We start from the raw sequence: 24,774 nt of genomic DNA, 5'->3' as shown, positions 1-24,774 counted from the left end.
CAGTTCAACCGTAACGACTACCTTGGGTAACGTGCGAATAGACATTGTGACTAAAGAATTTCCGCCGGAAATCTATGGCGGCGCGGGCGTCCACGTTGCCGAGCTGAGCCGGGTCCTGGCCAAGCATGTCGACCTTCAGGTCCGTGCCTTTGGCGCGCCCCGGGACGCCGACTATCATGGCGCCGCCGTGACCTCCTACTCGGTGCCCGAGGACCTGGGTGATGCGAACGCCGCTGTGCAGACCCTGGGCGTTGACCTGCGGATCGTCCCGGATGTCGCCGGCGCGGACCTGGTGCATTCGCACACGTGGTACGCCAACATGGCCGGCCACCTGGCATCGCTGCTGCACGGCATCCCGCACGTGCTCAGTGCCCACAGCCTGGAACCGCTCCGGCCGTGGAAGGCAGAGCAGCTGGGCGGCGGTTATGCCCTCTCCTCATGGGTGGAGAAGACCGCGTACGAGGCTGCGGCCGCGATCATCGCCGTCTCCGAGGGCATGCGCCAGGACATCCTGCGCAGCTACCCGGAGGTTGACCCGGCCAAGGTCAAGGTGGTGCACAACGGCATCGACGTCAGCCTGTGGAACCGTGACGAGAACGACGACGTCATCCGCACCCTGGGCATCGACCCCGCCCGCCCCAGCGTAGTGTTCGTGGGCCGCAACACCCGGCAGAAGGGTGTCCCGTACCTGCTGCGCGCGGCCGCCAAGCTCCCGGCGGACGTGCAGCTGGTTCTCTGCCTCGGCGCGGCGGACACTCCGGAACTGGCCGCCGAGACCGCTCGGCTGATCGAGGAACTGCAGAGCCAACGCAGCGGCGTGGTGCTGATCGAACGCATGCTTCCCCGCAACGAGCTCATCCAGGTCCTGAGCCACGCCACCGCGTTCGCCTGCCCGTCCATCTATGAGCCGCTCGGCATTGTGAACCTTGAAGCGATGGCCTGCGGCGCAGCCGTGGTGGCCAGCGCAACCGGCGGCATCCCCGAGGTGGTCAACCACGGCGAGACCGGCCTGCTGGTGGAGCTCGAACAGGTGACCGACGGGACCGGCACGCCGCTGGATCCCGAGAAGTTCGTCAGCGAGTTCGCAGCGGCCCTGACCGAGGTCGTGTCCGACCCGGACCGGGCCCGCACCATGGGCCAGGCCGGCCGCAAGCGTGCCGAGGAGCACTTCTCCTGGGAGTCGATCACCCAGACCACCCTGGACGTCTACCGCTCGGTGCTCAGCTAGCGCCAGTCTCGTAACCCATTAACGCCCGACGGCGGTGCCCCCTTCCGGAGGCACCGCCGTCGGGCGTTGGACTTATTAGCGGTTTGGGCCCACGACCGCAGGGTCCCCTGGCCGAGCTTGCGAGCCTACGGAGCGGTTTGGGCCCACGACCGCAGGGTCCCCTGGCCGAGCTTGCGAGCCTACGGAGCGGTTTGGGCCCACGACCGCAGGGTCCCCTGGCCGAGCTTGCGAGGTTAGGGAGCGGTTGGGGAGTGACTTCTCCGGCACCGGGGCTGTGCCGCTGGCGCGCTGCACCCGGTAGTAATCGCGCGCCTCATCCTGGCGGACTTTTTCAGCGCCGGTGGCAATGGCGGCGCGGAGGTGGGCCGGGCCGTAGCCGAACGCGTCCACGAGGTCCAGCGCATGGGGGCGCAGCTTGACCAGGAGCCGGTTGATGTACCCGCCCACGGTACGTGCCCGCTGCATCGAGAGCCTGCCGTTCATCAGGTACCACGCGAGGTTGTTCTCGATGAGGGACAGCCCGAACAGGTCCCGGAGCCAGGTCAGCACGGTCCTGGTTCCCGGGTCAGCGGCCTGGCCCAGCGCCTCGGTAAAGGCCTCCCACTGCAAAAGTTCGGCGTGCGCGCGGGCGGCGTCGATCAGCTCGTCCTGATGCTGATTGAACAGGGCAGACGCCTCACGCTGCGGCAGCCGGCTGGCACCCCTGAGCGCAGTGGCTGCTTCGGCAACCATGGTCTGGACGCGGTCCGTGAGCAGTGCGCGCTGGCTCTCCTCGTCGCGGAGGGCAATGGCGGCCTTCTGCGCGGAGCCGGTGTCGGCCACGAACTGTGCCACCTGGCGCAGGCCGGTGCGGTGGACGGCGTTTCCGGCGGCCTGGTTAACGACGTACCGCGCCAGCACGCCGAACGTGGCGCTGCGGAACTCCTTGGCGTAGTCAGCCAGCAGCCGCTTGGCCACGAGCTGCAGCAGGACGGTGTTGTCGCCCTCGAAGGTGACATAGACGTCGAGGTCGGCACGGAGCGAGGCGAAACGGTTCTCGATCAGGAACCCGGCCCCGCCGCAGGCCTCGCGGCACTCCTGCAGAGTGTCCAGTGCGTGCCAGGTGCTCAGCGGCTTCAGCGCCGCGGCCAGGGTTTCCAGGTCCTGGCGGTCCTCGTCGGAATCGTGCGCGCCGGAGAAGACGTCGTCCAGCTTTTCGAGCAGCTGGTCGTGCGCGAAGCCCGCCGCGTAGGTGGTGGCCAGCCGGGTAAAGAGCCTGCGCTGGTGCCGCTGGTAGTCCAGCAGTACTTCTTCCTCGACGGGGGACGAGGCGTTGAACTGCCGGCGTTCGGCGGCGTAGGTGATGGCGGTCTTGAGGGCGATCTTGGATGCAGCGACGGCGGCACCGTCCAGGCTGACGCGGCCCTGCACCAGCGTGCCGAGCATGGTGAAGAACCGCCGGCCCGGGCTCGCGATGGGCGAGCTGTAGTTGCCCTCGGCATCGACGTCGCCGTACCGGTTAAGCAGGTTCGTGCGGGGGACGCGGACATGGTCGAAGTGCAGCCGGCCGTTGTCGATACCGTTGAGCCCGCCCTTCACGCCGTCGTCCTCGCCGCCAATCCCCGGCAGGAATGCCTTGGTGACTGGATCGCGGAGGTCCGCGTAGAAGGCGTGCACGCCATGGTTGACTCCGCGCGTAACCAGCTGGGCGAACACCACGGCGCCGAGGCCGTCAATGGCCGCGTTGCCGATGTAGTCCTTCCAGGCGGCGCGGAACGGGGTGTGGATCACGAACTCCTGCGCGTCCGGATCGTAGGTTGCCGTGGTGGCGATGCTGGCGACGTCCGAGCCGTGTCCGGTTTCGGTCATGGCGAAGCAGCCCGGAATGTCCAGGTTCATGATGCCCGGCAGCCACTTCCTGTGGTGTTCGTCCGTGCCGAGGTGCATCACGGCCGAGCCAAACAGGCCCCACTGCACGCCGGCCTTGATCTGCAGCGACGGGTCTGCGGTGACCAGTTCCTCAAAGCCGGCGATGTTGCCGCCGTGGTCGTCGGATCCGCCGAAGGCGGCCGGGAAGGCGCGGTGGACGGCGCCGCTGTCCACCAGGTGCTTCAGCTGTTCGAAGGTGCGCAGGCGGTGCTCCGTGTGCGTGAGCCCCTCCGTCTTGTGGAGCTCCTCGCGTGCTGCCAAGTCCCGCATCTGCCGGCGGACGGTTGCCCACTTGCCCAGGAGTTGCTCACCCAGGGCGGCGACGTCGACGGCGGGAGATGGAGGCGCCGTCCCGGTTGCAGCTGCGCGGGTGGTTGTGCCCGCCGGGCGGTCAGCTACTTCAGTCATGTCGCTTCCTTCGTTGGTAGTGGCAGGTTCCGGTGCTAGTGAATGTCCGTGAGTTCCGGCGCAATGCCGACGCACAGCCAGTCCGTGATTTGGCGTGCCATGGTTTCCTGGTCCGGCTTGGCGGGGGAGTCCGGGCTGGCCAGCCACTGTTCGCCGGCGTTGCGGACCAGGCCGATGGCGGCGTTGGGCCAGTAGCCGATGATGGATTCCCTGCCTTCGCCGAGGTGGGCGCGCATCGGCGTGGCGATCATGTCCGCAATGGCGTCAAAAAAGTGGCCCAGGGCGCCGGCCGTCGTGATCGAGGTGGGACCGCCGTCGGACTCCGCGGCGGAGTACCGGGTGACAAACGTGTAGACGTTGGGGCTGGTTTCAGCCATCTGCAGGTAGGCCGAGACCATGGCGAACAGGCCCTCACGGGGAGACTGCGCGCTTTGCGCCGCCTCCCTGATGCGCTGCTGCATCTGTCCCAGCACGACTTCCCCCACGGCCTGCTGCAGCCCGGCCTTGTCCCCGAAGTACCGGTAGAACACCGACTTTGACGTGCCGGCCGCCGTGGCAATGTCCTCCATGGACGCGTCGCTGCCCAGCGTGTGTACTGCCCGCCGGGCCGCCTTGATGAGCTCGCGCCTGCGTTCCGCCCGGTGCCCCTGCCAGCGCGAGGCGCGGCCGTCCACCGCGTCCGAGGGGGAGCCGGCAGGAGGAGAGGGAGGGGTTTGGTTCACGATACCCAGCGTATCAGGTACGCTGGGTATCGATAACCAGCCGGATCAAAGGAGATAACACATGCCCGTGGATCGTCAGCCTCAAACCGTGCGGAAAGCCGTGGTGGTGGGCGGCAACAGGATCCCGTTCGCCCGGACAGGCGGTGCGTACACCAAGTCGTCCAACCAGGACATGCTCACCGCAGCCCTCGACGGCCTGATCGCCCGCTTCGGCCTGCAGGAGGAGCGCATCGGAGAAGTGGCCGCCGGCGCCGTCCTCAAGCACTCCCGGGACTTCAACTTGACCCGCGAGGCAGTCCTGGGCTCGGCGCTGTCACCGGAAACTCCTGCCTATGACCTGCAGCAGGCCTGTGCCACCGGCCTGGAAACAGTGCTGGGCCTGGCCAACAAGATCCGGCTCGGCCAGCTGGACTCCGCCATCGCGGGCGGCGTGGACTCCGCCTCGGATGCGCCCATTGCCGTCAGCGAGGGCCTTCGCGAGGTGCTGCTGGACCTCAGCCGGGCCAAGACACTCCCTCAGCGGCTTCAGATCCTCGCCCGGCTGCGGCCCAAGGACCTCGCCCCGGACGCGCCGAACACCGGAGAGCCCCGGACCGGCCTCTCGATGGGTGAGCACCAGGCCCTGACCACAGCGCAGTGGAACATCTCCCGCGAGGCCCAGGACGAGCTTGCCCTCAACAGCCACCGGAACCTCGCCGCCGCCTATGACGCCGGATTCTTCGACGATCTCCTCACGCCGTACCGCGGGCTCACCCGCGACTCCAACCTCAGGGCCGATACCAGCGCCGAAAAGCTGGCGTCGCTGAAGCCTGTGTTCGGCCGGAACCTCGGTTCGGAAGCCACCATGACGGCGGGCAACTCCACGCCGCTCACGGACGGCGCCTCAACGGTGCTGCTCGCTTCGGAGGACTGGGCGGACGGGCATGACCTGCCCAAGCTCGCCACGGTCCTCGATGGCGAGGCAGCCGCTGTCGATTTCGTCCACGGCAAGGACGGGCTGCTGATGGCACCGGTGTTCGCCGTCCCGCGCCTGCTGGCACGCAACGGCCTCACCCTGGACGACATCGACTTCTTCGAGATCCACGAAGCCTTCGCCGGGACAGTCCTGAGCACTCTCGCCGCCTGGGAGGACGAAAAATTCGGCCGCGAGCGCCTCGGACTGGACGGCGCTTTCGGAAAGGTCGACCGGTCCAGACTGAACGTCAACGGATCATCGCTGGCAGCCGGGCACCCGTTCGCCGCCACGGGCGGACGCATCGTGGCCACGCTTGCCAAGATGCTGCATGAGAAGGGCAATGCCGGAGGACGCCCCGCCTTGGGGCTCGTGTCCGTCTGCGCTGCGGGCGGCCAGGGCGTCGTCGCGCTGCTCGAGGCGTACACGGAAGGTGACACCCCGGGGGACATTCATGACTGACACCTACGCACGGCTGGTGAACCACCGCCTCGGACGGGATCTGGCCCGGAAGCTCGGCCTGCCGCAGCCGGCCGAACTGCGGCGCTTTCGGCCGGGCCAGCCACTGGTCGACGGACCGGTCCTGGTTTGCGGCCCCGGCCCCGGCCCCGGCCCCGGCCCCGGAGCGGACGGGATCGCGGCGGAGCTGCTGTCGTGGGGACTCGACGTCCGCCGGCACGCCGTACCCAAGGAAAAGCTCGCAGGAATTGTGCTAGTCCTCGACGCCCTCGAAGCCCCCGGCGACCTGGAGCACCCGGTCCTGGCGGCAGCTCCGTCGCTGCGCGACCTGGCCCCCGGCGGACGGGTGGTGACAGTCTCACGCGTGCCCGGCGGTACGCCGGCCAGAGCCGCCGCGCGGCAGGGCGTGGACGGTCTGCTGCGGTCGCTGGCCAAGGAACTGCGCGCCGGAGCCACCGGAAACGGCATCCTCCTGGCCGAGGACGTCAGTCCCACCGCCCCGTCGGCCCTGGGTGCGCTGCGCTTCTTCCTCTCCGCCCGGTCAGCGTTCGTGGACGGCCAGTTCGTCCGCGTCACGTCCGCGGAAGGCAGCCTGCCCGACGACGCCGACGCGCCGCTCGCGGGGAAGGTCGCCGTGGTGACCGGCGCGGCCCGCGGTATTGGTGCGTCCATCGCCCGGACACTGCACCGTGACGGCGCCACGGTGGTGGCCGTGGACGTTCCCGCGGCCGGGGACCACCTGGCGGAGGTTGCCAATGGGGTTCGCGGCACCGCACTGCAGCTGGACATCACGCGCGACGACGCCGGGCAGCGAATCATCGACCACGCAGTGCACCGCCACGGACGGCTCGACGTCGTGGTCCACAATGCCGGCATTACCCGGGACAAATTGCTGGTCAACATGGACCCGTCCCGGTGGGGTTCAGTGATTGAAGTGAACATCGCTGCCCAGCTGCGCATCAATGAGGCGCTCCTTGCCTCGGAGCACTTCCGTTCAGCGCCGCGTATCGTGTCGGTGGCCTCCACGAGCGGAATTGCCGGGAACCGCGGGCAGACCAACTATGCGGCCTCCAAGGGCGGGGTGATGGGCATGGTCCGGGCCACGGCACCGCTCCTGGCGCAGTACGGCGGTTCGATCAATGCCGTGGCACCCGGATTCATCGAGACGGAGATGACGGCACGGATCCCGTTCGCCACCAGGGAGATTGCCCGCCGGCTGAATTCGCTGCAGCAGGGCGGCCGGCCGGAGGATGTTGCCGAGGCCATTTCGTTCCTCGCGGGTGATTCGGCCGGGGGCATTTCCGGAGAGGTGCTGAGGGTGTGCGGGCAGAACCTGGTGGGGGCATGACCGCCAGCCAGCCCCTCATCCTGGGGGAGATGCCGTCCCTGTCCAAGCTTTACGTGAACGCGGCGGCCACGGCCGCCCGCCGCAGGATCCTGGGCTCCCATGCCGACGGCGTGCTTCCCGCCGTGAGCCACGAAGTCCGGGACGTCCGGCCCGACGTCGAAAACCTTACGGCATACCAGCACCTGCTGGGCGAGACCGCAAGCGATGTGTTGCCGGCGGGGTTCATCCATGCACTGGCGTTCCCGGTGACCATGAGCGTTATGAACCGGGACGATTTTCCGTTGCCCCTGCTGGGGATGATCCATCTGCGGAACGTGATTGAGTACCGCAGGCCGGTGAGGTTCACTGAACCGCTGGACATTGCGGCCAGGGCGGAGGCACTCCGGGCGCACCGCGCCGGAACCCAGGTGGATATTGCCGTGGAGGTGCGCGCCGCCGGTGACAGCGCCGCGTGCTGGTGCGGCGTGTCCACCTATCTGGCCAAGGGGGTGTTCCTGCCCGGCATCGACAAGGCCTCGGCGGCAACCGCCGCCCAGGGCTTCTCGGCACCGGATCCCACCGGGCTCTGGGAGCTAGGTGTGGATACCGGCCGCGCGTACGCCGCTGTGTCCGGGGACTTCAACCCGATCCATCTGAGCGTCCTATCCGCCAAGGCCCTGGGGTTGCGGCGGTCCATTGCCCACGGCATGTACCTGGCGTCACGGGCGCTGGCGGACGTGGGCGCAGTCAAAGGCGACGCCTTCCGCTGGGACGTGGGGTTCGAGGCCCCGGTTTTCCTGCCTGCCCGGGTGGCGCTGGACATTTCGACGGCGGAATCCGGGGACGGCGGCTGGCTCCGGTCCGACTACGTAGCCTGGAGCCAGCGGTCCGGCCGCAAGCACTTCAGTGGATCGGTGGCTGCGCTGTAGCCGCCTGCACCGGTGCTCCGCAGAGATGCTGTGCCGGACTACTTGCCCTTCGGGTTGGCGACCCGGAGGATGCGGTGCAAACTCAGCAGGATTGACCCTGCGGCGCTTGGCGTGCCGGCCCCGTTGCCTTCGGTGGCGGTGCGGTCCTCGAGGGAGGCTACCGCCGCATTTGCTGCCCGGAACAGCTCTGCCTGCCGTTCGGCGTCGTCCTCCTCCGCCGAGCGGAGCACCTCACCCACGGCAGAAAGGGCCTCGGCGAGCGGCTCGCTGTACGGGAGGGGGATGGTGAAAGGCATGTCCTCGCTCCAGATGACATCCGCAAGCACCTCGGTCATGTCCTGGATGTGGAAGGTGATCTGTTCAAGATCGCGGACGCTGCGGTAGTCCTTGTCCACGTCACGCGGATGGAAACGGCGGCGCGGGTTTGCCGCCCTGCTCGCGTCGGCCTTCTGGACGGCAGCCCGGACGGAGCGGGCCGACTGGGCCAGGTCCTCGGACCGGCGCGACCAGTCCTCGTGTTCGGGCGGCCATTTTTCGTGCATCGCCGCGGCCATGTCGGAGAGCTGGCGGGCCAGGGAAAGCCGCAGCTCCGCGAGGCTGAGTGCCGCGGCGTTGAAATGGAGCGGCGGAAACACCAGCAGGTTGACGGCGACGCCCACCACCACGCCCACGCCCATCTGCAGCAGGTAGCCGAACGAGAAATCGTCCGGGTTCTGCCTGCCTACCAGCAGCACCAGCAGGGCCGCCGTCGGAATCCAGTCCCGGCCGGCGCCCAGGCGCGGCAGCCCAGCGAGCAGGACGCCCAGTGCCATGACTGCCGCAACGCTGAGCGGCGTGGCCCCGAAACTGAAGAGGACGAAAGCCAGTCCGATGCCTGCGCCCAGCCCGACCAGTGTCTGGAAACCCTGACGCATGGAACCCGAGACGTTCTCGTACATGGCCACCAGCGCGCCGAGCGGGGCGTAGTACGCATAATGGGCGGCGCCTCCGGGCATGAGCGGCGCAACCCAGAAGGCGATGCCGGCCGCCAGCCCCGCTTTGGCGGCAAGTTGCAGGCGCGGGGCGGCGAGCGCCCCCGCAACCCTGGTGGACACTAACCGCCAGATCCTGCGGGGCAGCGGATCACGGGCCGCCTGGTGCTGATTCGAGGAGCTCATCGCGCCCCTGCGGTGCTAATGGGCTCCGTGGCCGGCGGCCACTTCTTCGCCAGCCTTGACCGGTCCCGGCGGAGTGCCCTCGCCGAATGGGCTGCCGCCCAGGGACTCCCTGCCGTGTGCGGTCAGCCAGCCGGACAGCTCGGGGCCGGCCGGGACGATCTGTGTGGGATTGATGTCCTCGTGCACGATGTAGTAATGCTGCTTGATCTGCACGAAGTCGATGGTGTCCCCAAAGCCGGGCGTCTGGAACAGGTCCCGGGCATAACCCCACAGCGCCGGCATTTCGCTGAGCTTGTTCCGGTTGCACTTGAAGTGGCCGTGGTAGACGGCATCGAAGCGCGCGAGGGTGGTGAACAGCCGGACGTCCGCCTCGGTGATGGAGTCGCCCACCAGGTACCTCTGGCCGGTTAGCCGTTCCTCGAGCCAGTCCATCGCGTCCCACAGCCGGGTGTAGGCGGCATCGTAAGCCTCCTGGGAACCGGCAAAGCCGCACCTGTAGACACCGTTGTTGACCTCGGTGAATACGCGCTTGTTGACGCTGTCGATTTCCCCGCGCAGGTGCTCCGGATACAGCTGCGGCGCACCCGGCCGGTGGAAGTCGGTCCATTCCGTGGAGAAGTCCAGCGTGATCTGCGGATAGTTGTTGGTGACCACCGCACCGCTGGCGACGTCCACCACAGCGGGTACGGTGATGCCGCGGGGGTAGTCGGGGAAGCGGCGGAAGTAAGCTTCCTGCAGGCGCTCGATGCCCAGCACGGGGTCCTTGCCGTCCGCGTCCAGGTCGAAGGTCCAGGACCGGGCATCGTGGGTAGGGCCGGGCTGGCCGAGGCTGATGGCGTCCTCAAGCCCCAAGAGGCGGCGGACGATGATTGTGCGGTTGGCCCACGGGCAAGCCCGCGCGGCTATCAGCCGATAGCGTCCAGGCTCCGCCGGCCAGCCCGGCTCGCCGTTCGGTCCGGGGGCGCCGTTCCGGGTGATGCGGTCCTCGATGTAGTTGGTGTCACGGTTGAACTCACCGCCGGTGACGTAGGCGCCCCTTGTGCTGTGTACATCCGTGCTGTCCTGGTCGGGGCCGGGTTGGTCCGGGCTGGGCTGTTCCGTGCTGCGGGGCTCCGCGGCGTGCAGTTCCCTGCTGCGCGGTTCCCCTGCATGGCGTCCTTTGTGTGCTTCGACTGCGCTGGTCTTCTCACTCATGGCACCAGACTATGTCGCCGCCCCAAAGACCCGCGACATCGGCAGCCAGGCAAGCACCCAGCAGCCCGCCACCACCAGGGAGAACATTGCGATCCAGACGCCGGACGGCACGGCTGTGGCGCGGTACAGGATGTAGGCGTCGGAGGACCGCAGCTGGTCCCGTCGCCGCAGGTGGACATTGGTCAGCTTGAACAGGTCCCGCACCGCGGCAACCAGGAGGGCGAGGCCCAGGATGATGGCCACGTGGCCGGTGAACGCGGCGGGCACGTTGATGATCATGGCTGCCACCGCCACCACGGCCCCCAGGAGGATGAGCACGCCGGCGGCATTCCGGATGAAGATCAGCGAGGCCAGCAGGACCAGCAGTCCGGCAGACATGGCGGCCGGCCCCCAGCCGCTGAATCCGGCCCACACCAGAGCGGCACCGGTCACGCCTGGAACGGGATAGCCCCAGAAGCCTGACCACACGGCGGCCGCGCGTCCCCGGGTATAGGACGTGGTGGTGCCGCCATGGTTGAGCTGCAGCCGGATGCCGCCCAGCCGCTGTCCGCTGGTCAGGGCGGCAAAGGCGTGCCCCAGTTCGTGGGTCACCGTGGCGAGCAGGCCGAAATAGCGCCACGTGGCGCGGGGAACGGAGAGGACCGCCGCAATGAGCACCACGGCCAGGAGCTCGGTGACGGTGACTGCGGGAACCGCGGTCTGGGTGAATCCGGCAACCACCCGGTCCCACCATTGTTCGGGCAGGGACGGGCCGGGGACTTGCACATAAACCATAGGGATCTAGGCTACAGGGGCCTGCCTTGCTTAAGGAGCGCGGCCTTTCGGGCCCGGTTTACAGGCCGGGCAGCGTGGGGGGATCCTCAATCAGGGACGACGCGTCGTCGGGAACCACCAGATCCAGCATGCTCACCACGGGGGCTTCGCCCATCGCGACAAGGAGCTCATTGATTGACATCTGCCCCGCAAGTTCACCGGGATGTTCCTCTTCCATACATAGAACATATGTGCGAAAGCGGCCGGCAGTGGAGAAGGACACGCGGCAAAAAGCCGATCCGGGCCACAGCGGGGCCGCGGTCGGTGCGGGGCTCCGGCAGTGCGTGTCCTCAGAGCGTGCGTGGCCGCGGACGGTGCGGGGTTCTGGCAGTGCAGCCCGGCCGGGTCCACGATTGAGGTACACACTCATCCCGAGAGAAGGACATCATGGCCACGCTGAAGGAACGCCTCCACGGGGACGTCGTTGCACATCTGAAGGAGCACAACAAGGTAGCCCTGGGCACCGTGCGCAGCGTCCTGGGCGAGATCGAGACCCGGGAGAAGTCCGGCAAGACGCCGGTGGAGCTGGACGACGAGCAAGTGACCGCGCTGCTGCAGAAGGAAGCCGCGAAACGGCGGGACACCGCCCGCATCTACACCGAGGCCGGGGAATCGGAACGGGCAGCAGCGGAGGTCGCCGAAGCCGAGGTGATTGAGGCCTACCTCCCGAAGGCGCTCTCCGCCGCCGAGGTGGAAAGCATCGTGGACGAGGTGATCGAGGGTTTGCGGGCGGACGGCACGGAGCTGTCGGTGCGGCACATGGGCGCCGTGATGAAGCCGGTGACAGCCCGGGTGGCCGGCCGCTTTGACGGAAAGGCCGTGAGCGACATCGTCCGTCAGCGGCTCGCGTGAGCAGGGGCGGCGCGGCCTCCTGTCAATCGACACCGTCCGGCAATGGGAGGACGATTAAGGGACACCAACTGTTAGGAGGTCGGTGATGTGCTATTCATCGTGTGAGGGATGGCGGAATTACAGGAAGGAAGCGGCCAAGGAGGCCGAGGGACGTCCGGAAGCAAGGCCGGCCGAGACCCCTGAACCCCAGGTGCAGGCAGAGGAAAGCAGGATGTGGGCCTACCTCGCCCGGCTGGAGGAAACCGCTGACCGTGAGCCTGACCGCATCCGCGAGAACGCGTAGGCACAGCAAAGAAAGGCCCCGCATCTGCGGGGCCTTCTCTGCGGCTTCTGGTCGAGCTCTGCTCCTGCCAAGTTCCTTGCCACGCCGGCTACAGGAGGCCTGCGGCTATGTCCTGACCGATCCGGCGCAGCAGGGCGGCGGACAGCCCGGGGTCGCTGGCGGAGTCCCGTTCCGTGTACTCGGCCAGCGTGTAGACCCGGGTCAATGACATCTCGGCCCAGCGCTCCTTCCGGAGAAGGGACCTGCCTGCCACCGCGATGATCGGCCGGCCGCCAGAGCGCCGGGCGAGGGCGGCCGGGAGTTTGCCGGCCAGGGTCTGTTCGTCGATGCTCCCCTCGCCGGTGATGACGACGTCGCAGCTGTCCTTGCGGGTGTTGAAGTCCAGCAGGTCCAGGAAGTAGTCCGCGCCTGACACCTGCACCGCCCCCAGGAGCAGGCAGGCGAACCCGAGTCCGCCCGCGCTGCCGGCGCCGGGGTGTTCCGCCAGCCTCCCGGGCTCCGGGATCCTGGACGCGGCCAGCATGCCCACAAAGTGCTTCAGCCCGTCTTCGAGGACCGCGATTTCCCCGGGCCCGGCACCCTTCTGCGGCCCGAAAACGGCAGGAGCCCCCTGCGGGCCAAGCAGCGGATTGTGCACATCGCTGGCCACGACGAGCTCGACGCCGGCCAACCCCGGAAAGCTGGTCCGTTCGATGGACCGGATCCGGCCCAGGGCTTCGCCGCTGCCGTTGAGCTCATGTCCGGCAGCGTCACGGAAGCGGTAGCCCAGCGCGGACAGCATGCCCATGCCGCCGTCTGTGCTGGCACTGCCGCCCAAGGCGAGCACCACCCGGGCCGGCTTGAGGCCAAGGGCGAACAGGACCGCTTCCCCGAAGCCGCGGCTGGAGGCAGCCAGCGGGTCCAGCTTGCCGGCCGGCACAAGTGCGAGGCCACAGGTGTTGGCCACCTCGACTACGGCTGTGGCGCCGTCGAACGCGATGTCCGCCTGGACGGGCCGGCCGGCAGGACCGGACACGGTGACGCTGTGGCGGGCAAAACCGGAGGTGACGGCGGCATCCACACTGCCATCCCCGCCGTCGGCGAGCGGTAGCAGTTCACAGTGGACCGCGCCGGCCCTGCCGGCCGCGTCAGCTGCCGAGCGGAGCCCTGCGGCCAGGGCGGCGGCCACCTCGGCCGCAGTGAGGCTGCCTTTGAACTTGTCGGGTGCGATCAGGGCCCGCACGGTTTTCGGGGCGGTGGTGCCGGCCATGTCAGACGTTTTCCGAGTAGGCGGGGCGGCGGTCAGCGGACGGTGATGTTTCGACGTCGGCAGCATGCTTGGGTGCCGGATCCCCGGATTCGTTGTGCTTGGGGTCGTGGTGGCCGTATTCGGTCAGGTCGTCGTCGATGTCGGTGACGTCGTCGATATGTACGGGGTCCTCTGCGGACATCGGCTCGACGGTTTCTCCGGCGAAGACGCGACGTGCACGGTCGGCGTCGAGGGTCCGGTCCCACCAGGCAATGAAGAGGGTGGCGACGGCGTTGCCGGTGAAGTTCACGATGGCGCGGCATTCGGACATGAACTTGTCGATGCCGAAGATGAGCATGATGCCGGCAGCCGGAATGGTGCCGATGGTGGTCAGGGTTGCAGTGAGGGCGATGAAGCCGCCGCCTGCAACGCCTGCTGCGCCCTTGGAGGTGAGCAGCATGACGGCGAGCAGGCCCAACTGCTGCCCGATGGTCAGGTCGGTGTTGGTGGCCTGGGCGATGTAGAGCGCCGCCAGGGAGAGGTAGATGGCGGCGCCGTCGAGGTTGAAGCTGTAGCCGGTGGGGACCACGAGGCCGACGGTTTCCTTCTTCACGCCGGCATCCTCGAGCTTGCGCATCAGGCCGGGAAGGGCCGGTTCGGCGGTGGAGGTGCCCAGGATGAGCATGTATTCCTCTTTAAGGTGGCGGATCATGGTGAAGATGTTCAGCTTGAGGAACGCCATGATCGAGCCCAGGACCACCACGATGAACAGGATGGAAGTGGCGTAGAAGAGGGCGATGAGTCCGCCCATGCTGGTCAGCGAGGACACACCGTACTTGCCGACAGCGAATGCCATCGCGCCGAATGCACCCAGCGGGGCGGCCTTCATGATGAAGCTGAGGATCTTGAACATGACCCCGGTCAGGCGCTGCACGCCGTCCAGGACGGGGGCGCCCACCTTGCCCATGGCATTGAGGGCGATGCCAAAGACGACGGCGATGAAGATGATCTGCAGGATGTCGCCCTCAACGAACGGGCCCACAATGCTGTTGGGGATGATGTGGGTGAGGAACTGCCACCATTCCTGGTGCTGTCCGGCGTCGATGAGCTTCGCGGCGGACTCGGAGGTCTTGATGGTGGACGCGTCCGCGTTGACGCCGTCACCGAGGCGGAAGACGTTGATGGCCACCAGCCCGAAGACCATGGCGCAGATGGTGCCGATCTGGAAGTAGGTCAGGGCCTTCAGGCCCGTCATGCCGACCTTTTTCAGGTCCGCGACGCTGGCGATGCCGCCCACGATGGTCAGGAACACGATGGGGCCGATGAGCATCTTCATCGAATTCACGAAGGTGGTGCCGATGGGTTCCATGGCGATGCCCGTGGACGGCGCGAGCCAGCCGACCAGGATGCCGATGAGAATGGCGGTCAGTACCCAGAAGTACAGCTGCTTGTACCAGCGGGTCTTGCGGGCAGGTACTGCCCGACCGGCGGTGGTGATGTGGTCCATGATTCCTACCTCATTGTGGAATTTCTTTGGAGCGGGGGAAAAGGGGGATTACGACGGCGGCCGGCTGGCCGCCGTCGTACGTTTAAGTCAGCGGGCTAGACGGTTGCCAGTGTGCTGGTCAGGGCCCTGATGATGGCCTCGGTGACGTCCTCGGTGTTGGCGTCGCCGCCGATGTCGCGGGTCAGGTACCCGGCGCCGGTGGTCTGCTCGATGGCGGCCTCCACCTTGCGGGCTTCCTCGTGCAGGCCGAAGTGGTCCAGCATGAGCGCGGCGCTGGCAATCGCGCCGATCGGGTTGCTGATGCCCTTGCCGGCGATGTCCGGGGCGGATCCGTGGACCGGTTCGAACATCGACGGGAAGCGGCGCTCGGGGTTCAGGTTGGCGCTCGCCGCCAGGCCGAGGCTGCCGGCCAGGGCCGAACCGAGGTCGGACAGGATGTCGGCGTTCAGGTTGGACGCCACGACGACGGAGAGGTCCTCGGGCTTGAGGATGAACTTCGCGCTCATGGCGTCGACCAGGACGCTCTCGGTCTGCACGTCCGGGTAGTCCAGGGCCACGCGGTTGAAGACTTCATCCCACAGGACCATGCCGTACTGCTGGGCGTTGGACTTGGTCACCGAGGAAACCTTCTTCACCGTGCGGGTCCGGGCGAGGTCGAAGGCGAACCGCATGATGCGCTCGCAGCCCTTCTCGGTGAACAGCGCGGTCTGCAGGGCCACCTCGTTGCCGGGCCCGCGGCCGCTCAGGTTCCGTCCGCCCAGGCCCGCATATTCACCTTCACTGTTCTCGCGGACAACGATCCAGTCGAGTTCGGTATGGTCCGCCTTGCGGAGCGGGGACTCGACACCCGGGAGGAACTTCACCGGCCGGATGTTGGCCCACTGGTCGAAGTTCTGCGTGATGTTCAGGCGCAGGCCCCACAGGCTGATGTGGTCCGGGACGTTTTCCCAGCCGACGGCGCCGAAGTAGATGGCGTCAAAGTCCTTCAGGGCCTCCAGTCCGTTGGGGTCCATCATCTGTCCGGTCTTTTCGTAGTAGCCGCAGCCCCAGGGAAACTCGGTCCAGTCGAAGGCGAACTTGCCGCCGGAGTTCTCTGCCAGGGCGTCCAGGACGCGGCGGCCGGCGGAGACAACTTCCTTGCCGACGCCGTCTGCGGGGATTGAAGCGATGCTGAATGTCTGGGTGGCGCTCATGGCGTTCTCCTCGTCGAGTGTGTTGGCAGCGTGGTCCTGTTAGCGGGGTCACGCTGTTTTCTTCCTCTTCAAGTAGAGGCCAGAGCCGTTACCTGCGTCCAAGACCAAGATTCAATCCGCTAAATAGGTTCAGCCTATGTACGCTACTCGTCGACTGCTCCGTAGCTGCCGTTTTGGGGGCTGAAAACGGCACTTACGGAGCAATCGACGGGCTGGCCGGGGCCACGTGCAGCTCAGCAACCTTCAGGAAAGCACGGGCGGCGGGTGTCAGGCCGTCCTTCCGGCTCAGGATGGCCACGTCCAGGTGGGAGACGGGCTCAATCTGCAGGGTGCGAAGGCCCGCCTTGTGCGCGGTGGGCGCCCAGGATGATGGCATGACGGCGTGCCCGACGCCCGCCAGCACCAGGGGCAGGATCGAGGTCCGGTGCGCGACTTCGACGACGATTTCGGCTCTAACGCCATGGGCAAGGGCGTCGTCCACGAGCCAGCGCATCAGTGATCCGCGCTGGCTGGCGATCAGCCGGTGCCCGTCCAGGTCCTCGCGCTGGATGGTGCCCCCGGCGGCGAAGGTGTCCGCGTGGGGGTTGACGATGAGGATGAGCGGCTGGCGTTCCAGGTCCAGGACGTTGACTCCGGGGACCCGGATCGGACTGGAGGAACCGGCCAGGCCAATTTCGGTGCTGCCGCTGCGGACCGACTCGACGACCTCCTCCGGAGTGAAGGCGGCGCTGACGTTGAGGCGGACCTCCGGGTGCAGCCTGGTGAACTCGGCGGTCATGGATGTCAGCGGCTCGATGCCGGGGGAGGGCATGGTGATGATGTCCAGGCGGCCGCTCCGCAGGCCGCGGAGCGCCTGCACGGCGGACTGGGCTGCGTCCAGGTCCCGCATCACCAGTCGGGCGGGGCCCACGAGTTCCTTTCCGGCCTCGCTGAGGACAGCCCGGCGCCCGATGCGGTGGAACAGCGGCACGCCCAGGTCCCTCTCCAGGCTGGCGATGGTCTGGGACAGGGACGGCTGTGCAATGAGCAGGTGTTCTGCCGCCCGGTTGAATCCGTCGTGGTCGACCACCGCCAGGAAATACTTCAGCTTCCGGGTGTCCAAGCCAGCTCCTTTCCCGGTCCGGTCCGGTGTTTGGCCCGGACCTGGCCCTGCCCCTTGGCGGCCTGCCCCTGAGTGCGGAAGCCTGCCGGGGCTCTGATAGCTTACGCCTATCAGTGGCCGCGGGACGTGAGCAGACAGCGTAGCGCGGTGAAACTGCTGGCATACTCTGAGCATGGCCGTCACCTTCGAAAGCACCACGCGGACAACCATCGGGATGACCGAGCTGTTTGACCTCTCCCGAAGCATCGACGCGCACAAGGACTCGATGGCCCGCTCCCGCGAGGAAGCCGTGGGTGGCGTCACGTCCGGGCTGATTTCGCTGGGGCAGGAGGTGACCTGGCGCGCCTGGCACTTCGGGCTGCCGATCCGCATGACGAGCCGGATTACCGAAATGCAGGCACCCCATTACTTCGTCGATGAGCAGGTCCGGGGCCCGTTCCGTCGCTTTCGCCACGTCCACGCGTTCAGCGCAGACCGGGCCGGAACCGTCATGGTGGACCGGATTGACTTCGCGGCGCCGTGCGGGCTCCTGGGACGCCTGGCGGAGAAACTCTTCCTGGCGCGCTACCTCCGCAAACTCATCGAAACGCGCAACCTGCACCTGACCGCGGGAGCACGGGCTGAGTGATGCTCCCGGCGGTCAGGCGCAGGATTCCGCGTAGTGAGTGCGCCTACTGGGCTGTGTTTACTGGGCTGCAAGCTCCTGAACGGCGCGCTCCTGTTCTGCCGCTTTCCGGGTCTTCCTTGACTGGGCGAACCGCAGATACAGCGACGGCACAATGAACAGGTTGAGCAGCGTGGAGGTCAGGAGTCCGCCCAGGATGACCACGGCCATCGGGTATTCGATCTCGTGGCCGGGCACGTCCCCCATGACGACCAGAGGCACCAGGGCAAGCCCGGTGGCGAGGGTCGTCATCAGGATTGGGGACAGCCTTTCCCCGGCACCCCGCAGCACGAGCGAGCCGCTGAACGGAACCCCTTCAATCCTTTCCAGATGCTGGCAGTGGCTGATGAGCAGGATGCCGTTCCGGGCCGCGATGCCCATGACCGTCAGGAACCCAACAAGCGAGCCCAGTGACAGCACGCCGCCGGTGAAGTAGGCGGCAAAGACCCCGCCCACCAGCGCGATCGGCAGGGTCAGGAGGGCGAGGATGGCCAGCCGCCAGCTGCGGAACGACGCCTGCAGGAGCACGAGGATCAGGATCAGCGCCGCGACGGCGAAAATCGTGAGGCGCTCCGTGGCTGCCTGCCGCTCCGTGTATTCGCCCAGAAGCTGGACGCTGTAGCCGGCCGGCAGTTTCAGGGCCTCCAGCCGTTCCTGCACCTGCGACACCACGCGGCCAAGATCGGCCCCGTGGTCGATGAAGGACCCGACCTCAACCCTGCGGGACCCGTTCGTCCGGTCAATGAGGTTCGGAGTGGGCTGGACACTGACTGAGGCGACGTCCTCAAGGCGCACCCGCTGCCCGCTCGGCGTGTCAATGGGCAGGTTCTGGACCGTGGTGACGCTGGTCCGCGTCTCCGGCGTGCTCCACACCTGGACGTCGTAGGCCCGCCCGTCGCGGAACACGTCGCCCACCTCTTCGCCGGCCATCAGTGTCGCAGCGGCGCGCCGTACATCCCCAGGCTTAAGGCCGTACTTTTCCGCCGCCGCAAGATTCACCTTCACGGTGATCTGCGGGACGTCGACTTCCAGGGAAATATGTGGCTCGTCGGTTCCATTCACGTCGGTGAGGAGTTGCTTGACCCGCTTGGCCTGTTCACGCAGGACGTTCAGATCGTCACCGTATATCCGCACGAGAATAGGTTCGCTGGCACCAGTCAGAACCTCCTCGATCCTTTCCTTCAGATACGTCTGCACGTCGCGGTGCAGGCCCGGGTATCCGTCGACGACCTCCTGGACTGCCGCAACTGTCTGCTCATAGTTGGCATGGCGGTCAATGCTGATCCAGTGCTCACCGGCATTGACCCCGACTATTTCGTCGGCCTGGAAGGCCTGGCCAATGTGCGTTCCGCAATTCAGGACGCCGGGCACCTTGAGGAACGCTTCGCAGCCCCGCTGGGCGATGCGGTATTCCTCGGCTGCCGATGTGCCGGGTTCCGATACCCAGTGCATCAGGAAGTCGCGTTCCTTGAATGTGGGGAACAGGGACTGCCCCAGCAGCGGCGCAATCAACACACCCGCAACGGCGAGCGCCCCGAAGCCGGCGTAGCCGTAGCGCGGCCGCTTCATGGTGCGCGACAGGACGGCGTGATAGGCACGCTTGAGTACCCGCACCAACGGCGGGTCCAGTTGCTCCAGCTTCGCCCGGGCCAACAGGATCAGGGCAAGGGCAGGCGTCACCGTCAGCGCCACGAGCATCGAGGCCAGCACCGCGAGCGTGTACGCGACGGCAAGCGGCCTGAAGAACACTCCCGTAAGCCCGTTCACGAAGAAGATAGGAAGGGCCGCCACCACGATGATGATCGTGGCGTAGACGATAGGGCTCCGCATTTCCAGCGACGCCCGCAGGACGACGGACGCCGTCGATTCACCGCCGCCGCGGCTGCGGTGCTGCCGCAACCGGCGCATGATGTTTTCGACGTCGATGATTGCGTCGTCAACGACGACCCCCACCGCAATCACCAGCCCGGCCAGAATCATGGTGTTGACCGAACTGCCGGTGAGGTACAGCACCATGATGGCAGTGAGGAGGGAAAGCGGAATTGCGATCAGGCTGATGAGCGCTGTCCGCCACTGGAAAAGGAACGCGCTCAGGATCATGACCACCAGCAGGCAGCCCAAGAGGAGGGCCAGACTGAGGTTGGAAATGGCCTCCTCGATAAAGCTCGCCGGGCGGAAGATGGTGGTGTCAAAGGTGACGCCGCTCAGGCCAGGCTGGAGTTCGTGAAGGGCTTCCTCGACGCCCTTGGTCACCTCGAGGGTATTGCCCCACGGGAGCTTCTCGACAATGAGCATCAGTCCGTGGCCGTTGTTGATCACGGCGTCACCGATCAGCGGCTGATGGTCCTCGACCACGCGCGCTACATCGCCCAGGTGGAGGGCCGTGCCATGGTCTTCACGGATCGTCACCTTGGCCAGATCAGCGGGGCTGGTGATCGGCTGGACGTGCCGGATGCTCATCCGCTGGTTCGGACTGTCGATAAAGCCGCCCGTTCCGATGAATTTCCCGGGGGAGTACTGGAGCAGTCCGGCGTCAACAGCCCCGGCCGTCACCTCCATCACCTGGTTCAGCGAGACATTCTTGGCCTTGAGCTTCTCCGGCTGAACCTGGACCTGAAGCATCTGGAGCCTCTCGCCCCAGATCGCGACGTTGGCCACGCCGGGAACACGGAGCAGCCGGGCCCGAATGGTCCAGTAGGACAGCATGGACATCTCGATCATGGACCGGCTCGCAGACGTCATGCCGATCTTCATGACGCGGCTGGTGGAGGACAGCGGCTGCAGCATTACCGGGGGCGCAGCCCAGGTGGGCAACGCCGCAGTCACGGCGGCCATCCGCTCGGATACCTGCTGACGAGCGTTGAGCAGGTCCGTGCCCTGTTTGAAGATCAGGATGATCGAGGACAGCTGGGGCACTGATTTTGACCTCAGCTCGTCCAGTCCGGGCATTCCGGACAGGGACGCCTCGATCGGCACGGAGACGAGTTCCTCCACTTCCTGGGCCGTGAGACCCAGGCACGCAGTCTGGATCTCGACCTGCGGGGGCGCGAATTCCGGAAAGACATCCAGGGATGCCTTGCTGAGCTGGACGGATCCCAGCAGCATGACCACGCAGGCGAGGGCGACGACAATCGTCCTGAACCTGAGGCTGATTCCGACAATCCAGCGCATGTCAGCTCGCTACATCCAGTTCAGCGCCGAACAGCTCTTCGGCCCCCGTGGTGACGACGGTCGTGCCCGCCGCCGGACCGCTGCTTAGCGTGGCCGTGGTGTCGTCGATCCGCTCCACCGTGATGGGCTGGCGGACGTAGACCAGCGGGGCGGCAATCGTATAGACCCACGTCTTTCCCTCGCTGTCGTACAGGATCGCCAGGTAGGGGACCACGAGTTTCCCGCTCTTGGGATCCCGGGACGTCGTCGAGGTCTGGAGGCCGATGTTCTCGGCGGCGTGTTCGTTGAGCGTGATGCGCTTCAGGTCGCTCCCTGGAACCTCTTCAAGGCTCGCTGCGACGTCTCCTGCTGCCACCGGCTCCGCTGCGAGCTGGCTGCAAGCCGGCAATGCCTGCGTCAGAAGACCCAGGACGGTAAGAACCATCAGGCCGCGCATCCGCGGCGAGGTCGTTGTCATGATGCATCCCGGCTTTCAGACGCCCATCGGGGCTTCAGTTGCTTCGGATTGTGTCGTTGCTGTTTGTGATCCTGCCTGTCCGCGTTCGAAGCGGATCAGGATTGCCGGGAGCACGAACAGGACGAAGAGGGTGGTTGTCAGCAGACCGCCCCAGACAATGACGGCGACCGGTTGAATGATCTCCGTGCCCGTCACTCCGCCCAGTAGAACCAGCGGAAGAAGAGCGATGGCAGTGATCACTGCGGACCCGAGGGCCGGCTTGAACCTGTCGCGTGCGGCCCGGATGACGATCTGGCCTGCGCCGGCCGTGCCATTGCCCCCGGCGCCGGTTTCCCGCGCTCGCTGGCTTCGGACCTCCTGGGCGAGCAGCAGGCAGTTCCGGACCGCGATGCCGAGGACTGCAGAGAAAGCGACAAACGCTGCCAGGTAATTGGCTCCTCCGTCTGCCAGGGCCGTGAGGACGCCGCCCGACAAGGAAGCGAGCAACCCGAGGAAAACGGCCGCTGCGATCCGCCAACCGCCGAGTGCCGTTTGCAGCAGCACCAGGATGCCGAACGCAGCTACCCCCGTGAGCAGCCACAGCCATTGGAACGCTGACTGCTGCTGCGCGTACTGGGTGAGGACCTCGGCGTGGTAGGCCACCGGGAACTGGATCTGTTCCAGGCCCTTTTGGATGTCCTGCTGCACCTCAGCCAGTCCACGTCCCTGGATGTCTGCCTTAACATCCACGCGCCGCGATGTGTCGTCGTGCAGAATGACGGCGTCGTTGGGAACGATGCTGACGTCGGCCACGTCGCCAAGACGCACATGGCCGCCTTTGGGGGTGTCGATCAGGAGTTCACGGACACTGGTGAGGCTGTTCCTGGTGGAGGGCTCTCCCTTGACGACCACGGAAAAGACCTTCTGCTGTTCGTAGACGTTGCCCACCTCGATGCCCTGCAGCAGGGCGGCCGCAGCACGGCGGACATCGCCCGGGATGACTCCGGCTTTCTGGGCTTTCTCCAGGTCAACCTTGACCTGGACGGTGGGCTGTTCAACGGGGGCATCGACACGGGGATTCACTATCCCGGCCGTGTGAGCCAGGACCTGCCGCACTTCCTCGGCCTTGGCGCGGAGTACGGCCATGTCAACGCCGTAGACCCGCACGCCGAAGCCGGCATCGGCAGCAGCCCGGATCTGGTCGATCTTCTGTTGCGGGTAGGTCGAGACTGTTGCCCGCAGCCCCGGATACCCGGCCACGACTCTCTGCACATCGTCCACGGTGCTGGCGTACGAGGCATCCTTGGCCACGCTCACCCACAGTTCGCCGGAACTTACGTCTCCCACCTGGTCAGAGGTAACGGCACGGCCAACCTCGGAGGCGACGCTGGAAACGCCGGACACGGTGCGCAGTTCATCGGCAGCCGCATTGGTGACCCTGACCATTTCCTGGTCGGAGGTGCCTGGCGCGGCACTCCACTGGACCACCAGTGTGTTGTCCGCCAGGACGGGGACCACAGGGCTGCCAGGCACCAGTTGCGGAGCCAGGGCAAGTGCTGCGAGCGCCATGACCGCCGTCGCGGCGAAGACGGCTATTGTGCTGCCGCGCCTGCGGGAAAGCGCCCGCCCGTACCGGATCCGGAGGCTTTGCATTGCCTGCCCCTCACGCCCGCGGGACGCTGAAGCCGGAGGCAGGAAGAACACCAGGGCGGCGGTCACTGTCAGCGCCACGACCATGGCTACCGCCAAGGCGAGCAGGTAGCTGAGTACCAGGGGTCCGAACATTGCACCGTTCTCACCCGGCACAAAGAGCAGGGGCAGCACGCTGAGCGCCATGATCAGCAGGGAGTAGAACAGCGACGCGCGGACTGGCCGCAGGGCCCCGATAACAAGGCCGCTCCTGGCGTCCCCCGCGCCTGTCTCCCGCGCCGTACGGTATGCCCGGACAGTGCAGTTCAGGTCTTCCACGACGTCGCCGATGATGACGGCGAGGGCAACGACCATGCCGGTAAAGACCATCGTGTTCAGCCCGGCACCGCGCACGGAGAGCAATACGGCTGCCGCAACGAGTGACAGCGAAATGCTGACCAGGCTGATGACGGCACTCCGCCAGGACCGGAAGACCACGCCGATCGCCGCTGCGACCAGCAGCAGCGTGACGAGCAAGGCCACGGCCAGGGTGCCCGTTTCCTGCTCTACGAACGACTCCTGCCGGTACACGGTGGTGTCGACTGTTACGCCGGGCAAACCTGCCTGAAGCTCACGCATGGTTTCATCGAGCCCGCGCGTAACGTCAGCGGTGTTGGTCTCCGGGAACTTCTCCACCACCAGCAAAAGCTCGGCGTCCTGGCCGGGCTGCGCATCGCCGATCAGCGGCTGGTGGTCGGTCTGGACCTTGGCCACATCCCCGAGAAGCAGCTTGTCGGAGCTGCCCTGGACGCTGATCCTGCCCAAGTCCTGGGGTGTGGTGATGGGCAGGACATGCTGGACGCCAAGCCGCTGATGCCCTGTCTCCAGGAAACCGCCCGTGCCCGGCGTTGAGGCTTCAAGATAGCTCAGCGGGGACACCCACACGGAGTTGCCGGTGGTCCTGATGACCTGGTCCAGCGTCACGCCCTTGGCTTCGAGCTGCTTGGGGTCAACAAGCACCTGCAGCTGCTGGTCGCGCTGGCCCCAGATGGAAATGTTAGCCACGCCGGGAACGGCAAGGAGTGCAGGCTTCATGGTCCACCGCGCGAGCACGGACATGTCGATGGGGGACATGTCCTTGGATGTCAGCCTGATCATCATGACCCGGCTGGTCGAGGACAGCGGCTGCATGAGTACAGGGGCGGACGACACGTTGGGCAGCGCGCGTGCCTGGGTCAGGCGCTCGGCGACCAGCTGGCGTGCCCGGAACATGTCGGTGCCGGGCTGGAAGACCAGCTGGACGGAGGACAGGCCGGGAAGCGATTTGGAACGGATCGCCTCCACCCATGCCACGCCGTTCAGCAGGTCGGCCTCCATGGGGGATGTCACGAGCTGTTCGACTTCGGCGGCGGAGAGCCCCAGGGCCTCGGTCTGTATTTCGACCTGCGGCGGTGCGAACTCGGGGAAGGCGTCAACCGGCATGCTGGGCAGGGCGGTGAAGCCGTACCCGAGGACGCCGGCAGCAACTACCAGGACAAGGATCCGGAACTGCAGAACCCAGCCCAGAACCGCGCCCATCATGGCCTGCTCACCGCCAACCTCATCGCCGCCG

At 66.7% G+C, this 24,774-nt stretch carries 20 protein-coding genes; 7 read left to right on the top strand and 13 right to left on the bottom strand.

From position 1 onward, the window contains the following. The first annotated feature begins 31 nt into the window (after nucleotides 1-31). Nucleotides 32-1,228 carry a glycogen synthase gene (gene glgA, locus R5O87_RS01980; RefSeq protein ID WP_410558282.1) on the top strand — a complete coding sequence of 399 codons (1,197 nt, stop codon included), beginning with the start codon at nucleotides 32-34 and terminating at the stop codon, nucleotides 1,226-1,228. Nucleotides 1,229-1,303: 75 nt separating this feature from the next. Here the strand turns inward: glgA and R5O87_RS01975 are convergent, their stop codons facing one another. Both R5O87_RS01975 and R5O87_RS01970 read right to left on the bottom strand, forming a co-directional pair. Next, nucleotides 1,304-3,544 carry an acyl-CoA dehydrogenase family protein gene (locus R5O87_RS01975; RefSeq protein WP_462836365.1) on the bottom strand — a complete coding sequence of 747 codons (2,241 nt, stop codon included), beginning with the start codon at nucleotides 3,542-3,544 and terminating at the stop codon, nucleotides 1,304-1,306. A gap of 35 nt (nucleotides 3,545-3,579) precedes the next feature. After that, nucleotides 3,580-4,266, bottom strand: a complete 687-nt coding sequence (locus R5O87_RS01970; RefSeq protein WP_410558279.1) for a TetR family transcriptional regulator — start codon at nucleotides 4,264-4,266, stop codon at nucleotides 3,580-3,582. 61 nt (nucleotides 4,267-4,327) lie between these two features. Here R5O87_RS01970 and R5O87_RS01965 point away from each other — a divergent pair, with 61 nt between their 5' ends. From R5O87_RS01965 to R5O87_RS01955, 3 genes are read left to right on the top strand one after another with little or no spacing between them, the layout of a single operon-like run. Beyond that, nucleotides 4,328-5,680, top strand: a complete 1,353-nt coding sequence (locus R5O87_RS01965) for an acetyl-CoA C-acetyltransferase (protein ID WP_410558278.1) — start codon at nucleotides 4,328-4,330, stop codon at nucleotides 5,678-5,680. Continuing rightward, a complete protein-coding gene (locus R5O87_RS01960; RefSeq protein ID WP_462836364.1) occupies nucleotides 5,673-7,025 on the top strand; it encodes a 3-oxoacyl-ACP reductase in 1,353 nt (450 codons plus the stop codon). The genes R5O87_RS01965 and R5O87_RS01960 overlap by 8 nt, the downstream gene beginning before the upstream one ends. Continuing rightward, entirely contained in the window at nucleotides 7,022-7,933 is a 912-nt protein-coding gene (locus tag R5O87_RS01955) for a MaoC family dehydratase (RefSeq protein ID WP_410556184.1), read from the top strand. The genes R5O87_RS01960 and R5O87_RS01955 overlap by 4 nt, the downstream gene beginning before the upstream one ends. Nucleotides 7,934-7,971: 38 nt before the next feature. On the opposite strand, the gene R5O87_RS01950 is transcribed toward R5O87_RS01955, so the two are convergent. Genes R5O87_RS01950 through R5O87_RS01935 form a run of 4 tightly spaced genes read right to left on the bottom strand, consistent with a single transcriptional unit; the run spans nucleotide 7,972 to nucleotide 11,275 of the window. After that, nucleotides 7,972-9,090 (bottom strand): FUSC family protein, encoded by a 1,119-nt coding sequence (locus R5O87_RS01950; RefSeq protein ID WP_462836363.1) that lies wholly within the window; start codon nucleotides 9,088-9,090, stop codon nucleotides 7,972-7,974. 15 nt (nucleotides 9,091-9,105) lie between these two features. After that, entirely contained in the window at nucleotides 9,106-10,284 is a 1,179-nt protein-coding gene (locus tag R5O87_RS01945; RefSeq protein WP_410556182.1) for a glutathione S-transferase family protein, read from the bottom strand. 9 nt (nucleotides 10,285-10,293) lie between these two features. Next, entirely contained in the window at nucleotides 10,294-11,058 is a 765-nt protein-coding gene (locus R5O87_RS01940) for a M50 family metallopeptidase (protein WP_410556181.1), read from the bottom strand. 58 nt (nucleotides 11,059-11,116) lie between these two features. Continuing rightward, nucleotides 11,117-11,275: a hypothetical protein gene (locus tag R5O87_RS01935; protein ID WP_410556180.1), complete on the bottom strand. Its 159-nt coding sequence runs from the start codon at nucleotides 11,273-11,275 to the stop codon at nucleotides 11,117-11,119. Between the two features lie 209 nt (nucleotides 11,276-11,484). Between R5O87_RS01935 and R5O87_RS01930 the strand changes: the two genes are divergently transcribed. After that, nucleotides 11,485-11,949 (top strand): GatB/YqeY domain-containing protein, encoded by a 465-nt coding sequence (locus tag R5O87_RS01930; protein ID WP_410556179.1) that lies wholly within the window; start codon nucleotides 11,485-11,487, stop codon nucleotides 11,947-11,949. 85 nt (nucleotides 11,950-12,034) lie between these two features. Continuing rightward, nucleotides 12,035-12,232 carry a hypothetical protein gene (locus R5O87_RS01925; protein WP_306923678.1) on the top strand — a complete coding sequence of 66 codons (198 nt, stop codon included), beginning with the start codon at nucleotides 12,035-12,037 and terminating at the stop codon, nucleotides 12,230-12,232. 88 nt (nucleotides 12,233-12,320) lie between these two features. Here the strand turns inward: R5O87_RS01925 and R5O87_RS01920 are convergent, their stop codons facing one another. The 4 genes from R5O87_RS01920 to R5O87_RS01905 all read right to left on the bottom strand — a co-directional run bounded on the left by R5O87_RS01920 (nucleotide 12,321) and on the right by R5O87_RS01905 (nucleotide 17,262). After that, nucleotides 12,321-13,481 carry a glycerate kinase gene (locus tag R5O87_RS01920; RefSeq protein WP_410556178.1) on the bottom strand — a complete coding sequence of 387 codons (1,161 nt, stop codon included), beginning with the start codon at nucleotides 13,479-13,481 and terminating at the stop codon, nucleotides 12,321-12,323. A gap of 1 nt (nucleotide 13,482) precedes the next feature. Continuing rightward, nucleotides 13,483-14,967, bottom strand: coding sequence for a C4-dicarboxylate transporter DctA (gene dctA, locus R5O87_RS01915; RefSeq protein ID WP_410556177.1), 1,485 nt, complete (start codon nucleotides 14,965-14,967; stop codon nucleotides 13,483-13,485). 95 nt (nucleotides 14,968-15,062) lie between these two features. Then, nucleotides 15,063-16,160 carry a tartrate dehydrogenase gene (locus tag R5O87_RS01910; RefSeq protein ID WP_410556176.1) on the bottom strand — a complete coding sequence of 366 codons (1,098 nt, stop codon included), beginning with the start codon at nucleotides 16,158-16,160 and terminating at the stop codon, nucleotides 15,063-15,065. A 193-nt stretch (nucleotides 16,161-16,353) separates the two neighbouring features. Further along, on the bottom strand, nucleotides 16,354-17,262 hold the full coding sequence (locus R5O87_RS01905; protein WP_410556175.1) for a LysR family transcriptional regulator: 909 nt from the start codon (nucleotides 17,260-17,262) through the stop codon (nucleotides 16,354-16,356). A 172-nt stretch (nucleotides 17,263-17,434) separates the two neighbouring features. Here R5O87_RS01905 and R5O87_RS01900 point away from each other — a divergent pair, with 172 nt between their 5' ends. Next, on the top strand, nucleotides 17,435-17,890 hold the full coding sequence (locus tag R5O87_RS01900) for an SRPBCC family protein (protein ID WP_410556174.1): 456 nt from the start codon (nucleotides 17,435-17,437) through the stop codon (nucleotides 17,888-17,890). Between the two features lie 57 nt (nucleotides 17,891-17,947). Here the strand turns inward: R5O87_RS01900 and R5O87_RS01895 are convergent, their stop codons facing one another. The 3 genes from R5O87_RS01895 to R5O87_RS01885 are packed head-to-tail and all read right to left on the bottom strand — an operon-like array spanning nucleotide 17,948 to nucleotide 24,743. Continuing rightward, nucleotides 17,948-21,097, bottom strand: a complete 3,150-nt coding sequence (locus R5O87_RS01895) for an efflux RND transporter permease subunit (protein WP_410556173.1) — start codon at nucleotides 21,095-21,097, stop codon at nucleotides 17,948-17,950. Nucleotide 21,098: 1 nt separating this feature from the next. After that, entirely contained in the window at nucleotides 21,099-21,554 is a 456-nt protein-coding gene (locus R5O87_RS01890; protein ID WP_410556172.1) for a hypothetical protein, read from the bottom strand. 15 nt (nucleotides 21,555-21,569) lie between these two features. Further along, nucleotides 21,570-24,743 (bottom strand): efflux RND transporter permease subunit, encoded by a 3,174-nt coding sequence (locus R5O87_RS01885; RefSeq protein ID WP_410556171.1) that lies wholly within the window; start codon nucleotides 24,741-24,743, stop codon nucleotides 21,570-21,572. Nucleotides 24,744-24,774: the final 31 nt, after the last annotated feature.

Origin of the sequence: Arthrobacter globiformis (assembly GCF_046536215.2) — a bacterium.
GTDB classification, from domain to species: domain Bacteria; phylum Actinomycetota; class Actinomycetes; order Actinomycetales; family Micrococcaceae; genus Arthrobacter; species Arthrobacter globiformis_E.
The sequence above is the reverse complement of the archived record's forward strand: the minus strand, read 5'-3'. Positions and strand labels throughout refer to the sequence as shown.